Origin of the sequence: Shewanella sp. AC91-MNA-CIBAN-0169, from assembly GCF_040310165.1 — a bacterium.
Lineage (GTDB): Bacteria > Pseudomonadota > Gammaproteobacteria > Enterobacterales > Shewanellaceae > Shewanella.
Genome location: NZ_JBEOPM010000032.1, coordinates 25,403 through 49,213 on the forward strand (window position 1 = coordinate 25,403; position 23,811 = coordinate 49,213).

The 23,811-nt window shown below is 41.3% G+C and carries 19 protein-coding genes and 1 tRNA gene; 14 read left to right on the top strand and 6 right to left on the bottom strand.

The annotated features are described in order from the left end of the window. Positions 1-2: 2 nt before the first annotated feature. The 4 genes from lolA to serS are packed head-to-tail and all read left to right on the top strand — an operon-like array spanning position 3 to position 3,659. Entirely contained in the window at positions 3-647 is a 645-nt protein-coding gene (gene lolA / locus AAEY98_RS19940) for an outer membrane lipoprotein periplasmic chaperone LolA (protein ID WP_351019124.1), read from the top strand. Between the two features lie 8 nt (positions 648-655). Next, positions 656-1,987: a replication-associated recombination protein A gene (locus AAEY98_RS19945; protein WP_192116059.1), complete on the top strand. Its 1,332-nt coding sequence runs from the start codon at positions 656-658 to the stop codon at positions 1,985-1,987. After that, a complete protein-coding gene (gene crcB, locus AAEY98_RS19950) occupies positions 1,980-2,354 on the top strand; it encodes a fluoride efflux transporter CrcB (RefSeq protein ID WP_101087633.1) in 375 nt (124 codons plus the stop codon). The genes AAEY98_RS19945 and crcB overlap by 8 nt, the downstream gene beginning before the upstream one ends. Before the next feature lie 18 nt (positions 2,355-2,372). Beyond that, positions 2,373-3,659, top strand: coding sequence for a serine--tRNA ligase (gene serS / locus AAEY98_RS19955; protein WP_182743646.1), 1,287 nt, complete (start codon positions 2,373-2,375; stop codon positions 3,657-3,659). 525 nt (positions 3,660-4,184) lie between these two features. Here the strand turns inward: serS and AAEY98_RS19960 are convergent. The 6 genes from AAEY98_RS19960 to punR all read right to left on the bottom strand — a co-directional run bounded on the left by AAEY98_RS19960 (position 4,185) and on the right by punR (position 7,432). Next, positions 4,185-4,523, bottom strand: a complete 339-nt coding sequence (locus tag AAEY98_RS19960) for a TusE/DsrC/DsvC family sulfur relay protein (RefSeq protein ID WP_101087635.1) — start codon at positions 4,521-4,523, stop codon at positions 4,185-4,187. Continuing rightward, positions 4,517-4,825, bottom strand: a complete 309-nt coding sequence (gene tusB, locus AAEY98_RS19965; RefSeq protein ID WP_192116057.1) for a sulfurtransferase complex subunit TusB — start codon at positions 4,823-4,825, stop codon at positions 4,517-4,519. The genes AAEY98_RS19960 and tusB overlap by 7 nt, the downstream gene beginning before the upstream one ends. Next, the gene (gene tusC / locus AAEY98_RS19970; protein ID WP_192116056.1) at positions 4,822-5,178 is read right to left on the bottom strand and encodes a sulfurtransferase complex subunit TusC; all 357 of its coding nucleotides are present in this window, start codon (positions 5,176-5,178) and stop codon (positions 4,822-4,824) included. Before tusC ends, tusB begins: the two co-directional genes overlap by 4 nt. A 19-nt stretch (positions 5,179-5,197) precedes the next feature. Beyond that, positions 5,198-5,587, bottom strand: a complete 390-nt coding sequence (gene tusD, locus AAEY98_RS19975; protein ID WP_335692156.1) for a sulfurtransferase complex subunit TusD — start codon at positions 5,585-5,587, stop codon at positions 5,198-5,200. Between the two features lie 65 nt (positions 5,588-5,652). Then, entirely contained in the window at positions 5,653-6,312 is a 660-nt protein-coding gene (locus tag AAEY98_RS19980; RefSeq protein ID WP_182743641.1) for a Bax inhibitor-1/YccA family protein, read from the bottom strand. 217 nt (positions 6,313-6,529) lie between these two features. Further along, positions 6,530-7,432: a DNA-binding transcriptional activator PunR gene (gene punR, locus AAEY98_RS19985; protein ID WP_059746694.1), complete on the bottom strand. Its 903-nt coding sequence runs from the start codon at positions 7,430-7,432 to the stop codon at positions 6,530-6,532. A gap of 339 nt (positions 7,433-7,771) precedes the next feature. Here punR and AAEY98_RS19990 point away from each other — a divergent pair. The 10 genes from AAEY98_RS19990 (at position 7,772) to AAEY98_RS20035 (ending at position 23,099) form a co-directional block, all read left to right on the top strand. Further along, positions 7,772-7,861: transfer RNA gene (locus AAEY98_RS19990), tRNA-Ser, on the top strand. 87 nt (positions 7,862-7,948) lie between these two features. Next, positions 7,949-9,280 (top strand): tyrosine-type recombinase/integrase, encoded by a 1,332-nt coding sequence (locus tag AAEY98_RS19995; protein ID WP_351019099.1) that lies wholly within the window; start codon positions 7,949-7,951, stop codon positions 9,278-9,280. 658 nt (positions 9,281-9,938) lie between these two features. After that, on the top strand, positions 9,939-10,283 hold the full coding sequence (locus tag AAEY98_RS20000) for a hypothetical protein (RefSeq protein WP_351019102.1): 345 nt from the start codon (positions 9,939-9,941) through the stop codon (positions 10,281-10,283). A gap of 46 nt (positions 10,284-10,329) precedes the next feature. Further along, on the top strand, positions 10,330-16,812 hold the full coding sequence (locus AAEY98_RS20005; RefSeq protein ID WP_351019105.1) for an FG-GAP-like repeat-containing protein: 6,483 nt from the start codon (positions 10,330-10,332) through the stop codon (positions 16,810-16,812). Beyond that, positions 16,788-17,390 (top strand): hypothetical protein, encoded by a 603-nt coding sequence (locus tag AAEY98_RS20010; RefSeq protein ID WP_351019108.1) that lies wholly within the window; start codon positions 16,788-16,790, stop codon positions 17,388-17,390. The genes AAEY98_RS20005 and AAEY98_RS20010 overlap by 25 nt, the downstream gene beginning before the upstream one ends. A 489-nt stretch (positions 17,391-17,879) precedes the next feature. Continuing rightward, the gene (locus AAEY98_RS20015) at positions 17,880-18,857 is read left to right on the top strand and encodes a transposase (protein WP_351019111.1); all 978 of its coding nucleotides are present in this window, start codon (positions 17,880-17,882) and stop codon (positions 18,855-18,857) included. A gap of 109 nt (positions 18,858-18,966) precedes the next feature. Continuing rightward, complete coding sequence (locus tag AAEY98_RS20020) at positions 18,967-20,373, top strand: RHS repeat-associated core domain-containing protein (RefSeq protein ID WP_351019114.1); 1,407 nt, start codon at positions 18,967-18,969, stop codon at positions 20,371-20,373. Between the two features lie 10 nt (positions 20,374-20,383). Continuing rightward, positions 20,384-20,980: a DUF4304 domain-containing protein gene (locus AAEY98_RS20025; protein WP_188927288.1), complete on the top strand. Its 597-nt coding sequence runs from the start codon at positions 20,384-20,386 to the stop codon at positions 20,978-20,980. A 367-nt stretch (positions 20,981-21,347) separates the two neighbouring features. Next, positions 21,348-22,649, top strand: a complete 1,302-nt coding sequence (locus AAEY98_RS20030) for an RHS repeat-associated core domain-containing protein (protein WP_351019118.1) — start codon at positions 21,348-21,350, stop codon at positions 22,647-22,649. A 3-nt stretch (positions 22,650-22,652) separates the two neighbouring features. Then, the gene (locus AAEY98_RS20035; protein WP_351019121.1) at positions 22,653-23,099 is read left to right on the top strand and encodes a WapI family immunity protein; all 447 of its coding nucleotides are present in this window, start codon (positions 22,653-22,655) and stop codon (positions 23,097-23,099) included. The last annotated feature ends 712 nt before the right edge of the window (positions 23,100-23,811 follow it).

Sequence of the window (23,811 nt, forward strand, 5' to 3'; positions counted from 1 at the left end):
TGATGAATAAACGTATTACAGTGTTAAGCCTATTATTAGCCACAAGTTTAAGCAGCGTTGCTGCAATGGCCGATGACGCAACCGAATTACGCGCTAAGCTATCTAATATAGACAGCTTGCATGCGACATTTACCCAACAAGTGACTGACATTAACAGTAAGCCTATTCAAACCGGCAGCGGGGTGTTTGCACTTGCATATCCGAATCAATTTTACTGGCATTTAACTCAGCCAGACGAATCATTAATTGTGGCAGATGGCGCTAACTTGTGGATTTATAATCCTTTTGCGGAAGAAGTGACTGTGATGGATGTTGCTCAAGCCGTTGATGCATCACCTATGGCCTTGTTAGTGCATCGAGACGAAGCCACATGGGCTAAGTATTCGGTCATTAAGCGTGCCGTAAGCGGAAAATCAAGCTGTTTTGATATTCAACCTAAAAAACTTAACAGCAATGTCGTTGCCGTGAGTGTGTGTTTTGAAGCGAGCCAGTTAGTTAAATTCAACTTAACCGACGAGCAAGGCAACCTCAGTCAATTTGCGTTAACTCAGCAACGTAAAGTAAAAGATAACGAGACAAACATTTTTAAGTTTGCCGTACCTGATAACGTTGATATTGACGATCAACGTTTAAAGCAAACAAACTAGGTTGTTTGATGGCTAATTTAGGTTTTGATTTTGCACCAGATTTTCGCCCCTTGGCCGCTCGCATGCGCCCAAGGGAGATTAGTGAATACATAGGTCAGGCACACTTATTAGGTGAAGGTAAACCTCTGCGTAAAGCGCTAGAGGCTAATCGAGCACATTCTATGTTGTTATGGGGCCCACCCGGTACGGGGAAAACCACATTAGCAGAGTTAATTGCCCATTATGCCAACGCCCATGTTGAACGTATTTCTGCGGTAACGTCAGGCGTAAAAGACATTCGCGCCGCAATAGAACAAGCTAAAGCCATTGCCCAAAGTCGCGGTCAACGAACCTTATTATTTGTCGACGAAGTTCATCGCTTTAATAAAAGTCAACAAGATGCTTTTTTACCTTTTATTGAAGACGGCACGGTTATTTTCATTGGTGCCACCACCGAAAACCCCTCATTTGAAATCAATAACGCTTTATTGTCGCGTGCGCGTGTTTACCTTATAAATCGACTAAGCTCTGACGAAATAAGCTTAATTGTCACTCAAGCATTAGCCGATGTTGAACGTGGTTTGGGCAAACGCCAATTAACATTACCTGCAGATGTAGCCAAGCAATTGGCCGACATTAGTGATGGTGACGCACGTAAAGCGCTTAATTTGCTTGAGTTAATGAGCGATTTAGTGGCAGATGCTGGCGCGTTTACCACCGAGATGCTGACGCAAGTCGCCGGACACCAAGCTGCGGGTTACGATAAAAATGGCGATCAATTTTACGATTTAATTTCTGCTGTACATAAGTCTGTGCGGGGCTCTGCGCCGGATGCCGCTTTGTATTGGTATTGCCGTATTTTAGAAGGTGGCGGTGATGCTTTGTATGTTGCTCGCCGCTTATTAGCGATTGCCTCTGAAGACATTGGTAATGCCGACCCAGTAGCCATGACCGTTGCACTTAATGCCTGGGATTGTTATCACCGCATTGGCCCTGCAGAAGGTGAACGAGCGATAGCGCAAGCAGTATTGTATTTAGCCAGTGCTCCTAAAAGTAATGCTGTTTATAGTGCATTTGGTGCTGCTCGCGAGTTAGCCAAACAAACCGGACACGAACCTGTGCCCAACCATTTACGTAATGCGCCAACCAAACTGATGAAAGACATCGGCTTTGGTAAGGAGTATCGTTATGCACATAATGAACCTGGTGCTTATGCTGCTGGCGAAAATTACTTTCCAGAATCACTGCAACACAGTCAATTTTATCAACCCACTAACAGAGGTTTTGAAAAGCGCATTCAAGATAAATTGGCCCAATTAAACCAACTTGATCAACAAAGCGAGGACAAACGCTATGACTAATGTGTTCTTGGTGGCATTAGGTGGGTCGATTGGTGCAGTTTTACGCTATCTTCTGTCAATTTTTATGATCCAGGTATTTGGAAGCAGTTTTCCTTTTGGTACACTGTTAGTCAATCTATTGGGATCGTTTTTAATGGGCGTAGTTTATGCGCTAGGGCAATTGAGTCATATTAGCCCTGAAATTAAAGCGCTTATTGGCATTGGTCTATTAGGTGCATTAACGACGTTTTCGACTTTTTCGAATGAAACCTTACTGCTATTGCAAGAAGGCTTATGGCAGAAAGCTATTTTAAATGTGTTGTTGAATGTCACCTTATGCCTCTTTATGGTGTATTTAGGTCAACAGCTTATATTTTCACGTGTTTAACTAAAAAGAACTCACAACATGCTAGATCCAAAATTTTTGCGTAATGAACTGGAAATCACTGCCGAGCGTTTAGCCACTCGTGGCTTTATTCTTGATGTCGATAATTTGACCAAACTTGAAGAAAAGCGTAAATCGCTACAAGTTGCTACAGAAGACTTGCAAGCATCGCGTAACGCGATCTCTAAGTCGATTGGTCAAGCTAAAGCGCGCGGTGAAGATACCAGCTCCATTATGGCGCAAGTGGGTGATTTAGGTGCGCAGCTAGATGCAAAGAAAGCTGAGCTTGCTGAGTTGTTGCAACAAATCAATAGCATCGCCATGAGCATGCCAAATTTGCCAGACGAATCGGCTCCGGTAGGCGCTGATGAAAACGACAATGTTGAAGTGCGTCGCTGGGGCACCCCAAAGGTATTCGACTTTGAAGTGAAAGATCACTTAGATTTAGGCGAAGCACTAGGCGGTTTAGACTTTAAAAGCGCGGTTAAAATTACCGGTTCACGTTTTATTATCATGCGTGGTCAAATTGCCCGTTTAAATCGTGCCTTAGGTCAGTTTATGTTAGACCTACACACCACTGAACACGGCTATACAGAAACATACGTACCGTTATTGGTTAACGAAGACAGCTTGTTAGGCACAGGCCAATTACCTAAGTTTGGTGAAGACTTATTCCACACTAAACCGGCCACAGAAGAAGGCCAAGGTTTATCACTTATCCCAACTGCTGAAGTGCCATTAACTAACTATGTGCGCGATATGATCGTGGACGAAAATGAACTGCCAATGAAAATGACGGCGTTAACGTCATGTTTCCGCAGTGAAGCGGGCTCTTATGGTCGTGATACTCGTGGTTTGATCCGTCAGCATCAATTTGACAAAGTTGAGTTAGTGCAAATTGCTCACCCAGATAATTCAATGCAAGCACTAGAAGAAATTACTGCCAATGCTGAAAAAGTATTACAGTTATTAAACTTACCGTACCGCACTATGGTGTTATGTACTGGTGATATGGGCTTTGGATCAAGTAAAACTTTTGATATCGAAGTGTGGTTACCAGCGCAAAATACTTACCGAGAAATTTCATCTTGTTCAAACATGAAAGATTTCCAAGCGCGAAGAATGCAAGCTAGATACCGTAGCAAAGTCGATAACAAACCTGCTTTATTGCACACCTTAAATGGGTCAGGTTTAGCGGTTGGCCGTACGTTAGTAGCAGTACTTGAGAACTATCAAAATCAAGATGGCACCATTACAGTACCTGAAGTATTACGTCCATACATGGGCGGTTTAAGTCTGATTGGTTAATGTTAAGCGCTAATTATAGTTAGCTAATTATAGTTGGCTAATTATAGTTAGCTAATATGATTGGCCAATTGATATAGTCCTAGCCGCAGTCCATTTTAGTGTGGCTAGGGTGTTAATTGTCAGTCTTGTACAAGATAGAGCTTTAGGCATTCGTGGCCTTAAAAGACCTGTATGTAGTAGCGCGTTGAGTAACCCCGTAATCTGTAAATCGTGTTAATGGCGTTACCGTGTCGCAGCACATATTTTATTTTTACGTTGTATTGGAAATTGTGTCACTCAGTTTGAGTTGGTCACATATTTATAAGGGTTGGTACAACCAGCAATGGGTTCAAGTCGGCGTGATAATCGTAGGCTTATCTACTTATCAGTTATCTTCTTTTTTATGTTGTTGGTAATTGTTCAACTAGCTCAAGCAGCATTTATAGTGATAGAAAATATATTTCCAAAATAACCTCAGTTAAGGTTAGCCATTTAAAAAGCCCGCTTAAGTTATCTTGAGCGGGCTTTTTTGTCAGCATTAATCAGCTATAAACATTTTGCTGGTTTGGGTAAGCCTGCAATTTTTGTTGCTTGTTTTGCTGGGCCAATCGGAAACAAGGTATATAAGTATTTAGAATTACCTTTATCCGCACCTAAACGTTGACCTATCGCTTTGACCAACACACGAATAGCTGGGCTGGTTTTGTACTCTAGATAAAAATCACGCACAAAACGGATAACTTCCCAGTGTTGCTCAGTTAACTCAATGTTCTCTGTAGCGGCAATCGCAATTGCCATAGGCTCTTGCCAGTCATTAACATTTTTTAAATAGCCTTGATGATCGGTTTCAATTTGTTGGCCATTAAATTCAAAAAAGTTTACCAAGTTATCACCTTATCGTGTAACAAAGATTGTTCAACAAATTGTGAATAATCAATAATATCAAAAGAGCCCGCAGCTTTATTGGCTAACATAATCATCAAGCGATCCGATAAGCCCCTGGCGACAACATCATCTTGTAGCACAAACAGAGCAATGTTTGCTAAACGCTGTTGCCACTGGGTTTGTAATAAACAATTCACTGCATCGCTAGACAATAAAATACTGTCTGTAGGGTGAATATAGCGTAAGCATGTACTTAAGGCGTCGTCAGTCATTACTGATGTTTGGATATGATGTAATATCAAAATACTAACACCTCATCAGCAGCTTGCAGGGTTTGACTAATCACCTCTGGAGTCGCCACCGTCGCGGCAATACTAAGGTCATTAGGCTGTAATCCTAATGTGAGCATTGATTCTGCACAAACCAATACGGTATTAATATCGTAAAGAGAAAGTGCTTTAAATGCGGACACATAATCTTTAGATCCTGCTTGCTCAGGTGTTTGGCCTGCCAGCAAATGTAATACCGCTTCATTGGTAAATATAATACTCACTTGTTGTTCAAAGCTGGCACTGAGCATGGCAAAATCTAGCCCTTCACGGGTACTTGTGGTACCCAATGGTGCATGCCTAAACATAATTGCCAGTGATTTCATTATCTATTCCACTCATACGTTAAAAGCTAATCAACCTGTCAGCTTGTTCAATACCGACCACTAATTCACCTAAACCGCCCATGGTAAATGCGTCACTGCTATTCCATTGTGGTTTGCCGTTTTCGGTTGCATCTTGTGGAGATAACACACCACGACGCAGCGCTGCAGACACACAATTGGTTAGCGGTATTGAATGTTGTGATGACAATGATTGCCATTTTGAATGCATATCAATTTCGTCAGATGCAGGACAGGTGAGGGCATTACTGTTGGTTACGCCATCTTGATAGAAAAAGACATTGATGACTTGATGGCCATTGGCTAATGCGCTTTGACAAAATGATAACGCACGAAAACTGGCCGTAGAGCCATAAACGCTGCCGTTTACTTGAATGATGAATTTGCTCATGATAAAAAAAATGACCCTAATGTAGGGTCATTTTAACGTAATTTGTCAATGAACTCTATCGACGATTAATCGTCGTTGCCAATACCCATTAAATGTAACAGGCTTATGAATAAGTTCAAAAAGTCTAAGTACAATGAGATAGTCGCACGAACGTAGTTTGTTTCGCCGCCATTCACGATACGACTAGTGTCATATAGAATGAAACCTGTCATTAGCAACGCAATACCTGCATTCATTGCCATAAATAATATTGAGCTACCGACGAATATATTAATGACCATCGCACCAATCATCACTAATAAACCCGCAAATAAGAAGCCGCGCATAAATGAGAAGTCTTTCTTAGTGGTTAACGCATACGCTGAAAGCGACACGAAAATGATAGAGGTTAACCCTAAGGCCTGCATAATTAAGCCAGGGCCATTTGCCATACCAGCATAATGGTTAAGAATGTAACCGAGCGACGCACCTTGCATACCGGTAAAGGCAAACACCCAAAATATAGCGGCTGCACTGTCTGCTTTTTTAAGGGTCACAAATAATAACACTAAGCTACCAAGCGATAAGCCTATTGACATCATTGGACCAATGTTGATTGCCATGGCGAAACCTGCAGTAACAGCAGAGAATGCCAATGTCATTGCAAGCAGCATATAAGTGTTTTTTAGCATTTTGTTGACATCAGTAGTCGATAGACTAGGTGATATAACTGATTGTTGATTCATTATCGTCTCCAGGTGTTAACTCAATGATTTGCTCAACGGGAAAATATCTTTCACAAAAAATATATTTCACTCTGAAGCTAAATCCTTTTGTATAGCGTAAGCAATGTACATTAAACAAAAATTAATTCATAACAAACATCATCTTAATAGTCGCTAATTTAACATAAACGTTTGTATAAGTAATGTTATTAACAAAAACTTATTTTGCAAAAGTGGTTTAACTAAGCCACTCTTTTTTTAATTTTTCGGTATCGCCGAGATGATCTAATACCCACTGCATAGCAGGCGTCATATTGGCATTATTCCAAGCTAAACAGCAGGCTGTGTCTTGCTTTGGGGTGGCAAGTTGTTTTTCTATTAGCGCGCCGGCTTTGATAAAAATATCGGCCAAATGATATGGCATGTAACCCACGCCTAAGCCTTCTCTAAAACAATTTATTGCTCTGATCCAATCAGGTACCACAATTCTGCGCTGGTTATTTAACAACCAATTTGGCCTATGGGCAATATTATGAGCCGTGTCTTGCAGGCAAATTGACGGATATTGTAATAATTCATCATCGGTTAACGCATGCTCTGCTTTGGCTAACGGGTGATTTTTACCGACTAAAAAAGACCACTGAATCATTCCCATATCGCGCGACTTGAAAGTACCACCAACAGGAATACTTGAGGTTGCTCCTATGGCGATATCGCTTTTACCCGTCGACAATGCTTCCCACACACCATTGTAAACTTCTAAGCGAATAATCAATTCAATGTCGGTAAAATGGCGATAAAAATCAGCAATCAAGCCACTGATTTTGTCTGCGCGAACCATATTGTCAATCGCAATAGATAAAGAAGGGCGCCAGCCATTAGCCACTTTCTGGGTATCACGTTTAATGTTGTTCAATTTAGTCATTATCTCGCGCGACTGCGCCACAAAATGCTCACCCGCGGGCGTCAAACTGACACTGCGATGGTGACGCTCAAACAATATTACCCCTAAGTCATCTTCAATCTGTTTAATGGCGTAACTCACTGCAGACGGTACTTTATTCAACTTATTGGCTGCGGCGGTAAAACTGCCCACACGGGCAACAATATCTATCATCTCGAATGCTTGTTCTGAAAGCATCTCGCTATCCTTGGCATTGGCAAAATTACTTGCAGTAAAGGTAAACATTAAGCCTAATCAAATCAAGCAAAGTCGCCGCTATCAGCTGTTTAATCACATTTTAAATGACAAAAATGGTCAGCTTAAGTTGATAAGCACAATTCAACTGCCGTTAAGCTCGTTTAAGAACACTTCAAGCCACATATTCTGTTCATCCTCAGTATAGAGGCTTAGCTGTTAGCGAATAATCCATATCGATACACCAATTACAGTTAACTTGAGTGTTTAATCACCACTTAACAAATTATTTGCAATTTACCCTTTACACAAAACAGTCATTGTCATATTATTCGCCCGCTCGGAGGGATGGCAGAGTGGTCGAATGCACCGGTCTTGAAAACCGGCAACGGTTTATCCCGTTCTAGGGTTCAAATCCCTATCCCTCCGCCACATTAAATACGAGAAAAGCCGTTGATTATCAACGGCTTTTTTTGTTTCTGGCGTTTGAGGGGCTCTCCATAAGGATTGACTCAGACAATGTATCTTTATCGAGCACCCAACAACGTGTATTTCACACGTATCTGTTTAGCCAAGTCGCTTCGCGATAAAGGCTTTCCTTTTGATGTAAAAGTGTCGTTGCTGACTCGAGATAGAGCAGAAGCGGTCATCCGCAATATTGATGTTGCCGGAACACTCAAAAAAATCATTAAGTCTATTGACCATCAAACTCGTATTAACGACTTTATTCGCTACGTCGATGAAGTGATTAACCATCTTAGAGCTCAGTTTGATGGTAATGAAACTGATATTACGTTCAACATCACGCAAAAACCTCATGCTATCCCCATTAGAGAGACTAAATTGTCTCAGCATCGTGAAACTACCGCTGTGGCGCAAGCAAAGCCTGTTATTGGGTTAAACGAAGCATTAAGTGCGTTTATTATCTCAAAACAAAAATCAGCCATTAGGCCGCTGTCTATTAAGCAGCTTGAGCAGCGCACTCGGCATTTTATTGATACTGTATCATCAAAATCCACTCTTAAAACCAAGCTTAAAACTGATGATAGATGTGTGCATGAAATCACCAGCGCTGATGCGATGACCTATCGCGATGAGTTACTGACTCAAGGCCGAAGCTACAAAAGCAATAAAGAGTACTTAGCTGCCGTATTTCAGTTCTTTAAGTGGTGCCAATTAATGAATTACTGCACCAGTAACCCCTTTGAAAGCGTTACAGTCGGACAAAAACCAAAAGCTAAACCGAATCAAGCTAGAGACCGCTGGACGCACATTGAACTTAAACGACTACTTCGCAGCTCATCATTCAAAGCTTCAACAATCGATTTCAAATGGGTCACCCGATTAATGCTTTATGGTGGTTTAAGGCCTTCAGAAGCTTGCCAGCTCAAACCTAGAGATATCAAACTAATCGATGGCGTACACTGTATTAGCATTGATGACAGCGGTTCAGCACAGCGATTAAAGAACCTCAACGCTAAACGTTATGTGCCCATTCACAAATACTTGCTTGAGCAAGGTTTTATTGCGTTTGTTGAGCAAAGAAAATCAACACATACCCAGCTGTTTGATTATAAACCCGTTGGTATAAACGAAGATTGGTCAAAAATTTACTGTAAACAGCTCGCCAAGCTTCAAACCGAGATAGGCATGCAAGCGAACCTGCGCCCCACGTCATATGGCTTCAGACACACTTTTATCGATGAAATGAAGCAATTAGATATCAGTGAGCATATTGTTGCTCAAATCGTCGGTCACGCTAATCCCAACATCACTTTCAGTCGTTACGGCAAAGATATAAACGTTGCAGCATTGCTTAAGGATATTGAGAGAATTGAATATCAAATTTGATGATCGGGTGTGGTTAATAAATAAACTTTAAACCTAAATTAACAATCTGTCTCGATTGGCAGTAACAGTGTCAGTTGAGGCACAAACACTGCCAAAGCTGTCATTATTTCGCTACAGCAGAGAGCGAGATATTAGGCTGTTGAAAATGGCTCGCAGTCGGTGAGTGCGAAGCAAAAACAGCCCACAATTATGTGGGACTAGTACGTAACCCGGTACGTTTATCTCCCACTTTTTGTTCCAAAAAGATGGGAGATAAACTCGGGCAAGGGGAGCCCCCTTTGAACCCTAAAGACAACAGCATTGAATTAGCTGAAATACTTCAATAACCCTAATCGGTTATGAGTAACAATTAGGTCTAATGAAGTTAATAATCAATTTGATGATCCCTCAGTTTTACCCATGTATCAAGACAACACTACAAAGAAAAAGCATGAGCATGTGGCGATTAAATTTAATTACAACCAATAGCAAAACGACAAAACTTAATGGTGACTCACCTAGAACTCGATCATTGATAACGCTCCGATTTTATCTTCGATTAGTGGTTAAAAAATAATTTTGAAAAGTTGATTTTATTATGTTGACAGAATGTAAAATTGGGCATATTTTCTTCAAATTCTAGTATCAGCAACTTTAGCTTGCAAATGGATTTCAATATATGCACAAAAGGTTGTTTCCCCCTACATTAAGAAGATTGAACATAGGTTTGGTGTTTTTTTATTTTGTAGGCTTGCCAGCTATTGCAGCTAATCAATCTGTATCTTTCGATGTATTAAACAACACCAGTTATGACGGCTGCCCTTATTCCGGTGAAGTTGCCATTTCTGTTGAGTATGATTTAGTCGAATCGAACGTTGGTCAGTTAATTGTTTCCGCTGTTAACTCAGGTCGGTCTTATGAGCTAACAAGGAAAGATGTTGAACACGGTCCAGGCAGTGCTGTATTTGTCTTTGAGCTACAAGAGTGCATTGAACGTATCGATGTAGCCCTTACCCCCTTTTAAATTCCAATTATCAACCTTTATTATTACGTGAAAGTAAGGATGCCTCATGTCTCGCCATAAATTATTGCTTCCAATAATGCTCATTATTTTTGGAGTAAGTGCATCTTCGAAGGCCGAAGTTGTAGGGTTGTCTTCAGGTGAGTTTAGGGTTGATGAGAGTGGTGCCGCCACATACTCAGTACCCATTAACATACCTGAAGGTCGAGCAGGCGTAACGCCGCAAGTGTCGTTAAACTATTCAAGTAATAACCTTCAAGATGGCCCTGTAGGTATTGGTTGGAGTGTTGGCGGTATTTCAGCCGTTTCTCGCTGCCCACAAACGCCAATTAATGACAATGCGATTACAGGTGTAAATTTTACCAGTAGTGATAGGTTTTGTCTTGATGGTCAACGATTGATATTGCTTGCGGGTACCTACGGTGCACCTTATTCAACTTACATTAAAGAAATTGATGACTTCTCAATTGTTACCGCTATGGGCGGTAGCCAAGCTAATGGGCCTAGTTATTTTGAAGTCAAAACGAAAGCCGGTGAAACTTATTATTATGGTAATCCCGGTTTAACGGGTCTTGTCAGTACAAATCAAGCGGACGCATTTGTTGAGCCAAGCAATAAGACTGGAATGGCAAAAACATGGGCTGTTAAAGTCATCAAAGATATTAAAGATAACTATATTCTGTTTAATTACAACAACAGTAAAGCGAATGGGACATTTTACATTGATAGCATTCAGTACTCAGCAAAATTGGGCGACAGTACTGCTTTCAATAAAGTTAAATTTGTTTACGAAGACTACGGTAAGGGTTTTTTAGGTTATCAAGCGGGGGCTATTGCAAAGCATAACAAAATACTAAAGCGTATTGACTCATCGGTTGACGGTAGCAACTACCGTTCTTACTTTTTGAACTATGAGAACAGTAATTTTATAGAAGAGCGCACCTTATTAACATCCGTTCAAGAATGTCCCGATAATGATACTGACTTTGGTAATTGCTTACCCAAAACAACGTTTGGTTGGCAACGCCCCAATCTATCTAGCAGTAGCATGCAATATCTGTGTAAGTCAGAGCCTGCTGGGCCTGACTTTTGTCATGATGTACCCACATCAACTGATTTTAAGCCATTTGAGAATCCCACCTCTGTTGCGAGTGGATCTGCCAACGTTAGTACTTCTCAAGTTTTTGACGTCAATGGTGATGGGTATCAAGATATTGTTTACGTCAGTGGTAGTTCGTGGGCTGTGAAGCTCGGCCCTTACTTTACTTCCACCAAAACGATGACATCGATTGGTACATCAAAAAAGGAATATGCACTTAATATTGATTATAACGGTGATGGTGTAAGGGATTTACTTGTTGCCAACTCTGCAACAGCAAATTGGCATGCATTATCATTTCAGGCTAGCGAAAGTGTTGAGGCATGTGCTAAGTGGGAGCAATGTGTTACTAAAATTATAACCTCTGAATACACGTTAACCAACCTTAATGTCGTCGCCACCGGGCTTGAGAACGGTGCGCAAGTTATGGATGTCAATGGTGATGGCAATGAAGACATTGTTTTTCGAACGGGCAATACGATTAAGGCCCATGTAAACAATGGCAATGGAACTTTTACTGCAAATAAACCCCTCTATACCTTTACGGATACCGTTGCATCTGTTGAGCTAAATATGGGAGTGCAATCTCAAACTGCTGATATGAAATCTGCCAGCGCCGTTGATGTTAATGGTGATGGCCGCTCAGACCTTGTGATGAAAGTGACGTCGACAACATCCGGTTGTTATGTTCGTGGTGTATTAAATGCTTCTATTCGCACTAGAGATGAATGTCAAAGAGATTGGGCTGGCACTTGGACCAGCAGTACTTCAACAAAACATATGCTTTTTGTTGCATCAGGCACCATGGCAAATCCGGTCTTAACCTTACAGCAGACCCTTGGTAACTATGAAGACACCTTCCGTATAGCCGATTTAAATGGTGACGGCTTGAGTGATTTGTTATTTGTCAGTGGCGATAAATGGTGGTATCGACTCTCTAACGGTATTGAATTCTTAGCGTCTAGAGACGCGGGGTTAGCTACATCGAGTACTAAAAAATACCTTGACCAATTTGTTGATTTAAACAATGACGGCCGCGCGGACGTGTTACATGCAACTTCCACGTCTAATTGGGCTATTTTCTTCTCTCGCCCCACAAATTCGGGTGAATGGATTTCATTTGAGAGCCGTGGCTTTATGGATTTTGACGCCAATGCTACGGTTCGTTTTGGTGATACGGATGGCGATGGTAAATTAAACCTACTGACTTCAACAGGCAGCAGTTGGAAAAAATACTATAACCGTAAAGGGATTAAAGAGTTCGCCATCAATACCATTACCAATGGCTTTGGTGTTGCGACAACGGTGACCTACAAACCGATGACAGACTCATCCGTGTATGTGACCAATTTCTCAGATGCAGACACAACAACAGATACGTTCTCACCTCACTCAGGTATGCAACTCGTCAGTAAAGTAGAAACACAAAGCAATATTGGTGTTGATGGCAAAGTATCGGTCAACTATCAATACGGTGGTTTTCTTATCCATAAAAAGGGCCGTGGTTTATTAGGCTTTCAGATGTTAAAAACCATCGATAACCAAACCAATGTTGTGACCGAAACCAAATACAGTCAAGAGCATGGTGAATTAACGTTTGCCCATGCAGGCATGCCTATTGAAACCATTCAAATGCTTGATACTCAGATGCTTTCAAGGGCGAGTAACACGCTAGATGTCATCCAAACCGCTAATGGTGGTATTTCACCTTATATTGCATCTTCAGAAGAAGAAAGTTACATACTAGACAGTAATCTGAGTAGCACACTGTCAAGCGTAACGCTCACGACCAATCAATATGATGACTGGGGTAACTTACTTGAAAGTAACATTGAAATTTCTGATGAATACTCCAATGACGTACTCACTACCAACAATGTTAATACCTATGGTTCAGGTGACTGGGAACGATATGGCCGTTTAGCTTCTTCTGTTGTCACAAAAACACGAACAGGCGACCCTAAAACACATGTCCGAGAAACAACATTTGATTACTATTCAAATTTGATGTTGAAATCGAGCACATTATCACCTAATCAAGCAGCCACTAAACTCACAACCACTTATGGGTATGATGTCTGGGGAAATAAAACCTCTGAAGCAGTAACGGGTTATAGCACAGCAACAGGCACAAATATTACTCGCAGTACGAGTAGCAATTATGGTGCTAAAGGGCGTTACCTGAGTTACACAGATGATGCGATGGGGTTTAGAACCAGTTTTAAGTATAACAATGTTGATGCAGACTCTGTAACAGGTGTCATCACTTCAATAAAAACTACCGATGCCAATAATGTCGCAAAAATAGAATATTTTGATGATTTAGGCCGACTAAAAACCATTGACCATCCTGACGCAAAAACAACAACCGTTACTCAAGCTTTTTGCAGTAGCTGCTCTAGTAATGCTTATTACTACGTTAGAACAACGGTAACCGGAAATCCCACCCAGGAAGTGTATTTTGATAAATGGGGGCGCGAGGTTATCGCGCAAACCACAAGCTTTAGCGGTGGCTGGAACAAGGTCATCAAAGAGTACGATGAGCAAGGCCGAGAAAAAATGGTGTATGAGCCAAACTCAACTGGTTTTACACTATTTGAATACGATGAATTAAATCGACCTAATACCGTTACAAAGCCCAATGGCAAAACAGTCACAAATGAATTATTTGGCTTTGAAAGTCGAACCACTAATGAAGTCGGTATAACGACAAGCGTATATCAAAATGGTTTTGGTGAAACGGCTTATACTGAAGATGCAATCGGTAATACAGTGTCTTTTACTTATGATGCTCAAGGCAATGTTGTGACTACAGACACAACCGGAGAAGGCAGTAATTACATTGTCACCGTGACTTATGATGACTGGGGCAGGAAACTCTCCACCAATGACCCGTCAAAAGGCCTATGGAAGTACACCTATAATGCTTTTGGTGAGTTAATGACCCAGGAGACCGCTAGAGGCCATACCTTCACTTTTTCATATGACTTACTTGGACGCAAAATAAAAAGCTATGAGCCATCAGAAGGCACGCTTTGTTGGAATTATGGTACAGCGACCGATAAAGGCAGACTGCTTTCAGTCGAAAAATTTGATGCAGCAGTTGCAACGTGTGCTACTGGCAATCCAACGTATAAAAATAGCTTTACTTATTATCCAGATGGCTTAGTTAAAACCACAACAACCTTAATAGATGGGAATACGTTCACACAAAGCCAAACTTACGATAGCTACAGCCGCCCAAGTATTACCACTTACCCTACAGGTACTGCGGCGTTTTCAGTTAAGAATCACTACTCAACCACAACAGGGTATCTTACAGAGGTGCGCAATAATGTGACAGGTGCATTATTAAAACGTGTTGACTCAATGACCGCGCGAAACCAAGTCGACGAAGTCACTTACGGTAATAATGTGACTACCACAGCGATGTTTGAAGATGACACTGGCTGGTTATCAAGTATTGACGTTAAAAAGGGTAGTGCTCAGCTTGCTTACACTGATGTCGTGCATGATGATATCGGCAACGTAACCAGTCGCTGGACTAAATTTGGTTCAATTCCTGGAGGCATTACCGACTTTACAGAAACCTATGGCTATGACTACCTGACAAACCGTTTAGAAGACCGCACGATTAGTATTGCCACTGGCAGTGCTATCTTGCCTGCTAATTTTAAAACTTATCAAGATTATAATTATGATGACTGGGGTAATATTAAATTTAAAACGGGGGTGGGCAATTACACCTACTATGCAACTAAACCGCACCAGCTTAATGAGGTCAAATCAGCCTCTGGAGCGCAATTGTATAAGTTTTTCTATGATGCCAACGGCAATAGTGAAACCGATGGCACGCGTACCTTTACTTATGGCAGTTACGACAAGCCAACATTAATCACGAAAGCTGGCAGCAGTTCTACCATGAAATATGGGCCTGAACGTGAGCTTATTTTTAAAACGGATACGTATGTAGAAAATGGCAAAAATGTCACTTATCAGACAACCTATTTAGGTAATTATGAAAAGGTATATCGTACGGGTGGCGCAGGTCCATTAACCGAGCATAAGTTTTATGTTGGCGACATTGTCTATACCCAACGAAGCAATGGTTCAAGTGATACTTTTTATCTACACAAAGACCATCAAGGCTCAGTCATCGCCACAACCAATGCCAGTGGCGCAGTGGTATCGCAAGCGATTTACGACCCTTGGGGTAAACGTACCGCTGTCTATTTGGCAAGTTTATTATCAAATTATACCTACAGCGAGCCAACGGACAGAGGATATACAGGCCATAAGCATATAAAAGACTTAGATATTATTCATATGGGTGGGCGTATTTACGACTCAACCTTGGGTAGATTTTTGCAGGCTGATCCGTTTGTGCAAGCCCCGACTGATTCTCAAAGTTATAATCGATATGCTTATGTTCGAAATAACCCAATGTCGATGACAGATCCAAGTGGGTATTTCTTTAAAAAGTTACTGCGTTCAATTGCAAAGGTTCCTATCTTAAATATGGCTGTTCATGTGGTATTGAACTTGATACCCGGCTGTCAAGGTTGGTGTAGCGCTGTGTATGCAGCAGCTTCTGCTTATGCTGTAACGGGTAGTTTAAAGGCAGCATTTACGTCAGGAATCGTTTCAGCCATCACTCCCGGTGCAGAAGGCTTTTTGGCTGCTGGAGTTATTGGTGGACTAGCTAGTAAAGCACAAGGTGGTAACTTCGGACATGGCTTCTGGTCTGCGGGGTTAGGTGCCGCTGTTGGAGGTCGAATAAAAACGGGTAATGCATATGCAAATGTTATTGTATCCGCTGTTATTGGTGGATCGGTGTCTAAAGTCACAGGCGGTAAGTTTGCTAATGGAGCGCAGACTTGGGCATTTAGTGCTGCACTTAGAGCCGCAATGAATGGGGAATTTGAGGCCAAAGGCCGTGAAGCAACCAACCAACAAGAATTAACAAAAGATCAAATTGCTGTATCTAAAGCTAATTTCTTAAAGGCTAAGTCAGCAGTTTTAAAAGACTATACAAATGGCTATTTTGGCTCAGCAGTAGATGGTGAAGTGATGCATGTAGACGCAGCTGACGTAAGCTTCGAAGAAGGAAGACTGTATCATGAGGGTAAAGAAGTTTGGGGTCTTACCACACCTAAGAACCATCGGAGTAGCTGGAGCGCAAGTATTGAAATTTCAGCCGCGGCTTGCTTAGATTCGGCTAATTGTTATCAGACGCTTGGTCATGAGTTTGCTCATACAAATATGTATTCTTATTTTAATCTTAAAAATGGTCATAGTGAAATGGCCCTAATGGCACAGGGTATGGGGTCACCTGAAAGGTTCATGATGGCAATTAGCGCAGGTCGGAAAACATATCTTGAGGATTTTGCAGAATATACGGGGGTTACATGGGCAAAAAGCAAAGGTTACTAATGTGCATTGTACTATTTATTGTGCATGAAAGTGCATTCAGCAGTGAATACATATATCAAGATTTAATCTCAGGTATTGAATATAAACTAAGTGTTGATAATGAAGTAGGAGGCTGCATTATCAGTAAAGATGGTTTTACTCAAACTGAAGATCATGAATGTTCAACATTTTATAATTCAGATACTTTGAGTTTAAGATTGATTAGGTTTTCTTCTTTTAGGGTGAGCAAAGAAAGTTTGGATGAATATGATAGGCTTGAAAAAAACAATGAATTGAAAGAAAAGATGGCCGTAGATGTTTGGTATAAGCAAAAATATTATATTGATGATGATGAAAAGCTGATCATAATAGATAAAGGCAGAGATTTAAAAATTTTTAATGCACTTTTCAAAGATGTGTACAGAATAACTTATCAAAGAAAAAACACGTTAGAGCATGGTGGGGTTTTGCTTTTTAGTAGATATAGTGGTGTTATTGCTTTTGCAAAATCTGTTGACATCAATCAGGATCTTCCTTTCCAGTTTTTGATTGGAACTTGTGGGTACGGCGGGGAGTGCAATGAAGGCGCTACTAAATAGAATTCAATCACTGATGATTAATAAATAGGATATATATGGACAATCCCGCTCCTGGTGAGTCTCAGCAATAGTCTGCTCACCAAAGACTTTTTGGCCTAGTTTTCTGTACAACATTCTCACTCTTATCGTTGCTTTTATGCGGCTCGTTTACCGCTAGAAGCGGTTTGTAATGCCCAGATGTTTATACAGCAGCGGACTTAAGAGCCAAGCTGCGCCCCTAATGAAATCCGTACCACTGCGCCGGTAAATTGAAACACCCATGCGGATTAGGTTTCCCTTCCTTTTTTGCTGTTCGGGCTCGTGGAGTTTAATCAGAGGCGTTCATTTATACGCCATTATGATTAAAGTTTTAGATGCACAAATTAGTGCTTTTAAAGGCTCATAATTATTGACTTTTTTCAAACCAATAATTAAGACACCCAAGATTGTTGACTAAATATTGAGCGCTGAACTACGCTTTATTTACCCTTTCACAAACGGTACTTGAAGATGGCCAGACCAAGACAGACGATCGTTAGCCTGGAAGATACGCCTTACTATCACTGCTGCTCTCGTGTGGTGCGTAAGGCATTTCTTTGCGGTTTTGATAAATCCACAGGTGAGAACTTTGAGCATCGCCGAGAATGGGTTGATTCACGCATTCTTGAGTTAGCGACCATTTTTGCCATCGACATTTGTGCTTATGCCGTGATGAGTAATCACTTACATGTGGTGTTAAAAGTTGATGCTGATAAAGCAAAACAGTGGTCAGATAAAGAAGTGCTCACTCAATGGCACAAGGGCTTTAAAGGTACGTTACTCACGCACAAATACCTTAAAGAGGAAGACCTTAACCAGTTTGAACTTCAAACGGTTAATGAATGCATTACTGAATACCGTAAACGCTTAATTGATATCAGTTGGTTTATGCGCTCACTCAGTGAGCCTATAGCCAGAATGGCCAATAAAGAAGATAAGTGCACTGGTCGTTTCTGGGAAGGGCGCTTCAAATCTCAAGCACTACTCGATGAAGCTGCAGTATTAGCCTGTATGGCCTATGTAGATTTAAACCCAGTCAGAGCCAAGATGGCCACAACCCCTGAAACCTCAGATTACACCAGTATTCAACGTCGAATAAATTCAGCAATGAAAGGTGAGCAACCACCCGAGCTATTACCGTTTGTGGGAAATGAAAGACTCAATATGCCTAACGGACTCATGTTCAGCGTAAAAGATTACATTGTACTGGTTGAAGATACCGGTCGGATTATTCGAGAAGATAAGCGTGGTGCTATTAGCTCAAGCAGTCAGGACATACTGAATAGGCTAAACATCCCCGCAGAGAATTGGCTTAAAATCACTACAGAATTTGGTGCATTATTTAAAGGCGCTGTCGGCGCATTACCTGCCTTAACCGAATACTGTGAGCATTTGGACCGAAAACGACGACAAGGCGCGGCAAATTGTCAGCGCTGGCTGTGCGCTTAAGTCATCATCCCCAATCAAATTTCAATTCTTCTAATACTTGATAGCTATCAAGTTTTTCTGATGTGTTGAATTCTACAAATGATGAATAAACCACTAATTTAACGATAATATGTTAGTCATATCGATAAAAATTGATGAGCTGAGCACATCGTTCGTAACCCTCGCCAAAGCCATGAAAACGAGTTATGTTATTTGTTCAAGAAATGGGTGGCATCGTTTTTGTTTGGGCAGTTTTGAGCGTGAAGTAACCCTAAGCAGTACGGTAGATAAAACCTACATTGGTGACCACACCATTAAGATGAAAGCCCATGTGGGCAGCTTAGGTAATCAATCACTGTTCCAGCACGTACTGCGCGACCATTTAGGCAGTGTCGATACATTGATGGATGCCAAAACCGGAGCAGTACTGCAGCACCGTGGTTATGATGTATTTGGTCGCCCAAGAGACATTGCATCAGGTAATGCGTTATTAAGTAGCTGGCAAGGCGTCACTAAAGGCTATACAGACCATGAGCATTTGATTGACCAAGAGCTTATTCACATGAACGGGCGGATATACGATTTCAACGTTGGCCGTTTTTTAAGTGTTGACCCGTTTTTGCAGTTCCCAGAGAATAGTCAAAGCGCTAACCCGTATTCGTATATTTTGAATAACCCGATGAGTGGGACAGATCCGACGGGTTATTGTCAGGCTGAAGACAACATGTCTGACTGCTCTGGTAGTTTGAAGAGCGGTGAGACAAAAGCTATTACAGATGCTGATGGCAAAAGAGTTGGTACAGTTGGTAAAGACAGTAATGGTACGACTTACGTAACTTCTGGAGGTAAGGGCGATGTCAAAGATGCAATGGCTTTTACTAATAACACTGGGCGCTTCAAGTCTGATGTCGGTAAGCAAAATAGTATTGGTATTAAGGATAGTTCTACTAGCTATGGAAATTCGTCAAGTTTTATCGCTGGTTATAGCTCTGCGAATAAAGGAGATATGACTGGTGCGCTTTCGCTAACACCCATTGGGCAAACTGTTGATGGAATTAAGTCTGGAATAGATGCATTAGAAGCAGGTTATGAGGAATATCAAAAAACAGGTGATCTAACAAGCGCAGCTGTTGTAGCAGGAAAAGTTGGAACTGAAGCCTATATTGAGCGTAAACTTAAGGTTGCTAGGCTTCCTGATGTTACAAAGGGAAGAATTAATAGCGCTGGACAGCCTATTAATGAAAAGGGTCAATTTGTAAGTGGTGCTGGCGGTGAATCGGCTGCTGCGGCTCGAGGAAGAGCAGCTCACGACGCTTTTGACGCAATAGTAGAAGCAAAACGCGATCAAGGCTGGGTAAGTAAACCACGAATTGTAGATGCAAATGGAAGGGTGCATATCCCTGACGCCTTAACTCCTAGCGGACGCCCAATAGAATATAAACCTAATACACCTTCAGGAATTAAAGCCGGTAGACGCCAGCTCAAGCGGTATGAGCAGGTAACGGGTAAGAAAGGACGATTATTAACTTACGATTAAGGAAATATCGGTGATTAAAGAGCTTATTAAATTGTACATTGCGCCCTTTCTTAAACGACTAGGATTTAAGAAAAAAGGCTCTACGTGGAATAGAGAAATTAATGGCGTTGTTCATGTAATTGATATCCAATCAACTAAAGCACGTGTAGATGGTACAGAATTATTTACTATTAATATCGGCGTTTTTATCAATGAGCTGTGGCAGATCTTTTGGAATAAGGAAGTTCCTCAGTTTGTAAAAGAAGAAAATTGTTATCCTCGATTTAGATTGGGGTATTTACTTTCTGGGTTTGATCCAAAACGCCGTGATCAGTGGTGGCAAATTAACACTGAAGAAGATATCGAAAAAATTTGGAAAGAACTTGATGTTATATTCTTGAAACATTGCCTGCCTTTTTTTGATGAAATTGAAAGCGTGGGCGACCTTCTTGGTATATCTGATAAAACTAGACCTAATATGCCGTCAGAGAAACTTTCACATGGCATCTTGTTGAATATGACTGACAATAAAGAAGAGGGCGATCGATTAATTGGCGAGTTAGTTTCAGATTCGCACTGGGGCAATAGGGCTACGGAAATATCAGAAAGACTGTCCCAACGATCTTGATATGTGGTTATGAAGTCTAGCCCAATAATTAGGACATCACCCATAATTATTTCATCGTAACTACGACTATGACGCCGCAGGTAATATCCTTGTTAAAGGCGATTACGGTAGTCAGTATCTTTACGTTAGTGTAGGAAAAGGTGCTGGCGGTAATGCAGGCCCTAACGCCATTAGGCAGTTTATTCGTAATGGCACCCAAAACTTTACCTATGATAATAACGGTAACAGGCTCACGGGTGACGGGATAACGTTAAGCTATAACGACCAAAACAAGCCGTTAACGGTTGACCGCAATAATGTAAAAAGTATATTCAGTTACGATGCGAATGGTAACCGCTATAAACAGGTTAAGCAGCAAAACGGTAGTGTGGTATCGACCACGTATTATGTGGGCAGTTTTGAGCGTGAAGTGACCTTAAGCAGTACGGTAGATAAAACCTATATTGGTGACCACACCATTAAGATGAAAGCCCATGTGGGCAGCTTAGGTAATCAATCACCGTTCCAGCACGTACTGCGCGACCATTTAGGCAGTGTAGATACCTTGATGGATGCCAGAACTGGAGCAGTACTACAACACCGTGGTTATGATGTATTTGGTCGCCCAAGAGATATTGCATCTGGTAATACATTATTATCTGGAACTAATTGGCAAGGTGTCACTAAGGGTTATACAAATCACGAGCATTTGATTGACCAAGAGCTCATTCATATGAACGGGCGGATATACGATTTCAACATCGGCCGTTTTTTAAGTGTTGACCCGTTTTTGCAGTTCCCAGAAAATAGCCAGAGCGCCAACCCGTATTCGTATATTTTGAATAACCCGATGAGTGGGACAGATCCGACGGGGTATTGTCAGGCTGAAGACAACATGTCTGACTGCTCTGGTAGTTTGAAGAGCGGTGAGACAAAAGCTATTACAGATGCTGATGGCAAAAGAGTTGGTACAGTTGGTAAAGACAGTAATGGTACGACTTACGTAACTTCTGGAGGTAAGGGCGATGTCAAAGATGCAATGGCCTTTACTAATAACACAGGGCGCTTCAAGTCCGATGTCGGTAAGCAAAATAGTATTGGTATTAAGGATAGTGGTACCAATGTAAATCAGGACCCATCGTTAGGGCAGCAAGGATTATCACTTGGCTTGGATGTTGCTCCTGTCGTTGGTGGTGTTAAGGGGGGTGCACAAGTATTCACTGGTGAGGACCTAATCACTGGAGAAAAACTTAGTCGCTGGGAAGAGGCTGGGTATGCGGTACTTGGCTTCTTTGGTGCAAAAGGGCTAGCAAAAGCTGGCGATATTGCAGATTTTGGTGAAGCATCACTCAAGGTACTGAGGCAAGGTGATAACCTACCCGACTCGGTCAATTTTAAAGGGTTAGTGCAAAATAGAAACCTCCAAGACCTAACTCATCAAGACCTAACCAAGGCGTTTGATGGTACTGGTTTCACACTGTCGAATCACGCAATCAACCGACTTAAACACTCGAGAACTCGGGATTTGGGTTTCGGTAACCTGAATGATATATCAAAAGTTTTCAACAAGGGCGCAAGGTTTGACGCTGGCAGAGGTGAAATAGGCTTCAGTTATAGAGGGTTAGAGGCTATTGTAAACCCGAAAACCAATAACATAGTAACCTTTAGACCGGAAAAGCTAAGGCGGTAGAATATGCATATTAAAGGCAGGGATTCGTCATTCAAACTTGAGGTTTTGGGTTACGAATTTCAAAACTCGACAGATACTGATGATTCAAACTGGTTGAGTGTGAAAATAGACTGCACTGACAACACTGATAAGTGGAGCGCTTCAGGGGGCTTTCTGCGCACAATGGAATTGATAGAAATTCAGGAGTGGTTATCCAGCATAAATGATGCGGACTCTCACCCTAATAGACTATCATTCACTGAGCACGAGATTGCATTTGAGTACCTTGATGATGGTAGGTTAGCCGTTTGCTTGGATTATGATTGCCATCCAAAAGGAGTTAATTACAACCTGAATGATGATGCTGAATATCAAATGCATTTCACCTGCAATGACAAGGTGCTAAAGAGGTTGATAGCAGATATAGATACCGCACTTAAGATGTACCCTGTTCGAAATTTATCACACTAGAGCATGTTATATAACGAAGCTTACACTGAATCTGGTGTAAGCTTTTTATTTCACATTACTAGCAATTCCCACCCATCATCACTGTGTAAAGAAAACCACCGTTTATGAACCATTGCCATCATCACAGCCAATCATGGTCAAAACAGCCGATAATCTGTAAAGAAACTTGTAAAGTTATCAATATCCACACCAGTTCACATTACTAGCAATCTTCATCACCGTATAAATCTTTCCAGCTTTGGGCTATAATGTCGAAAATTATGGAGAGTCGAATGAGCAATATCAGCAACTTAGAAGATTAAAGAACACCCACCCCAAACACCGAAAACTCGAAAGTTACCAATACCCGCAAATATAAAGATGTTCGTGAACGTGAATATCTAACATCATCAGATCTCTAACGCATCAGCAAAACTGAAAGCCTAGTCGTAGCATTATGGATAACGCCAACTTCAATTGACAATTTTTCATTTCAATCATATAGTCAATCTTAGTTAGCAATTGCAGAGCTTGAAGATATAAAACTCTGCAACCAAATGAATTTAAACGACTATTTTAACTATTTAATTCGAGAGCCTGGGTTCAAATCCCTATCCCTCCGCCACATTAAAATAAAAAGGCCCGCTATTTATAGCGCAATGCCGATCGTTTAAGGGCACTTGACCGATCTTGCAGATGAAAGATAATCCCTACCAGTATTCTGGTGGGGATT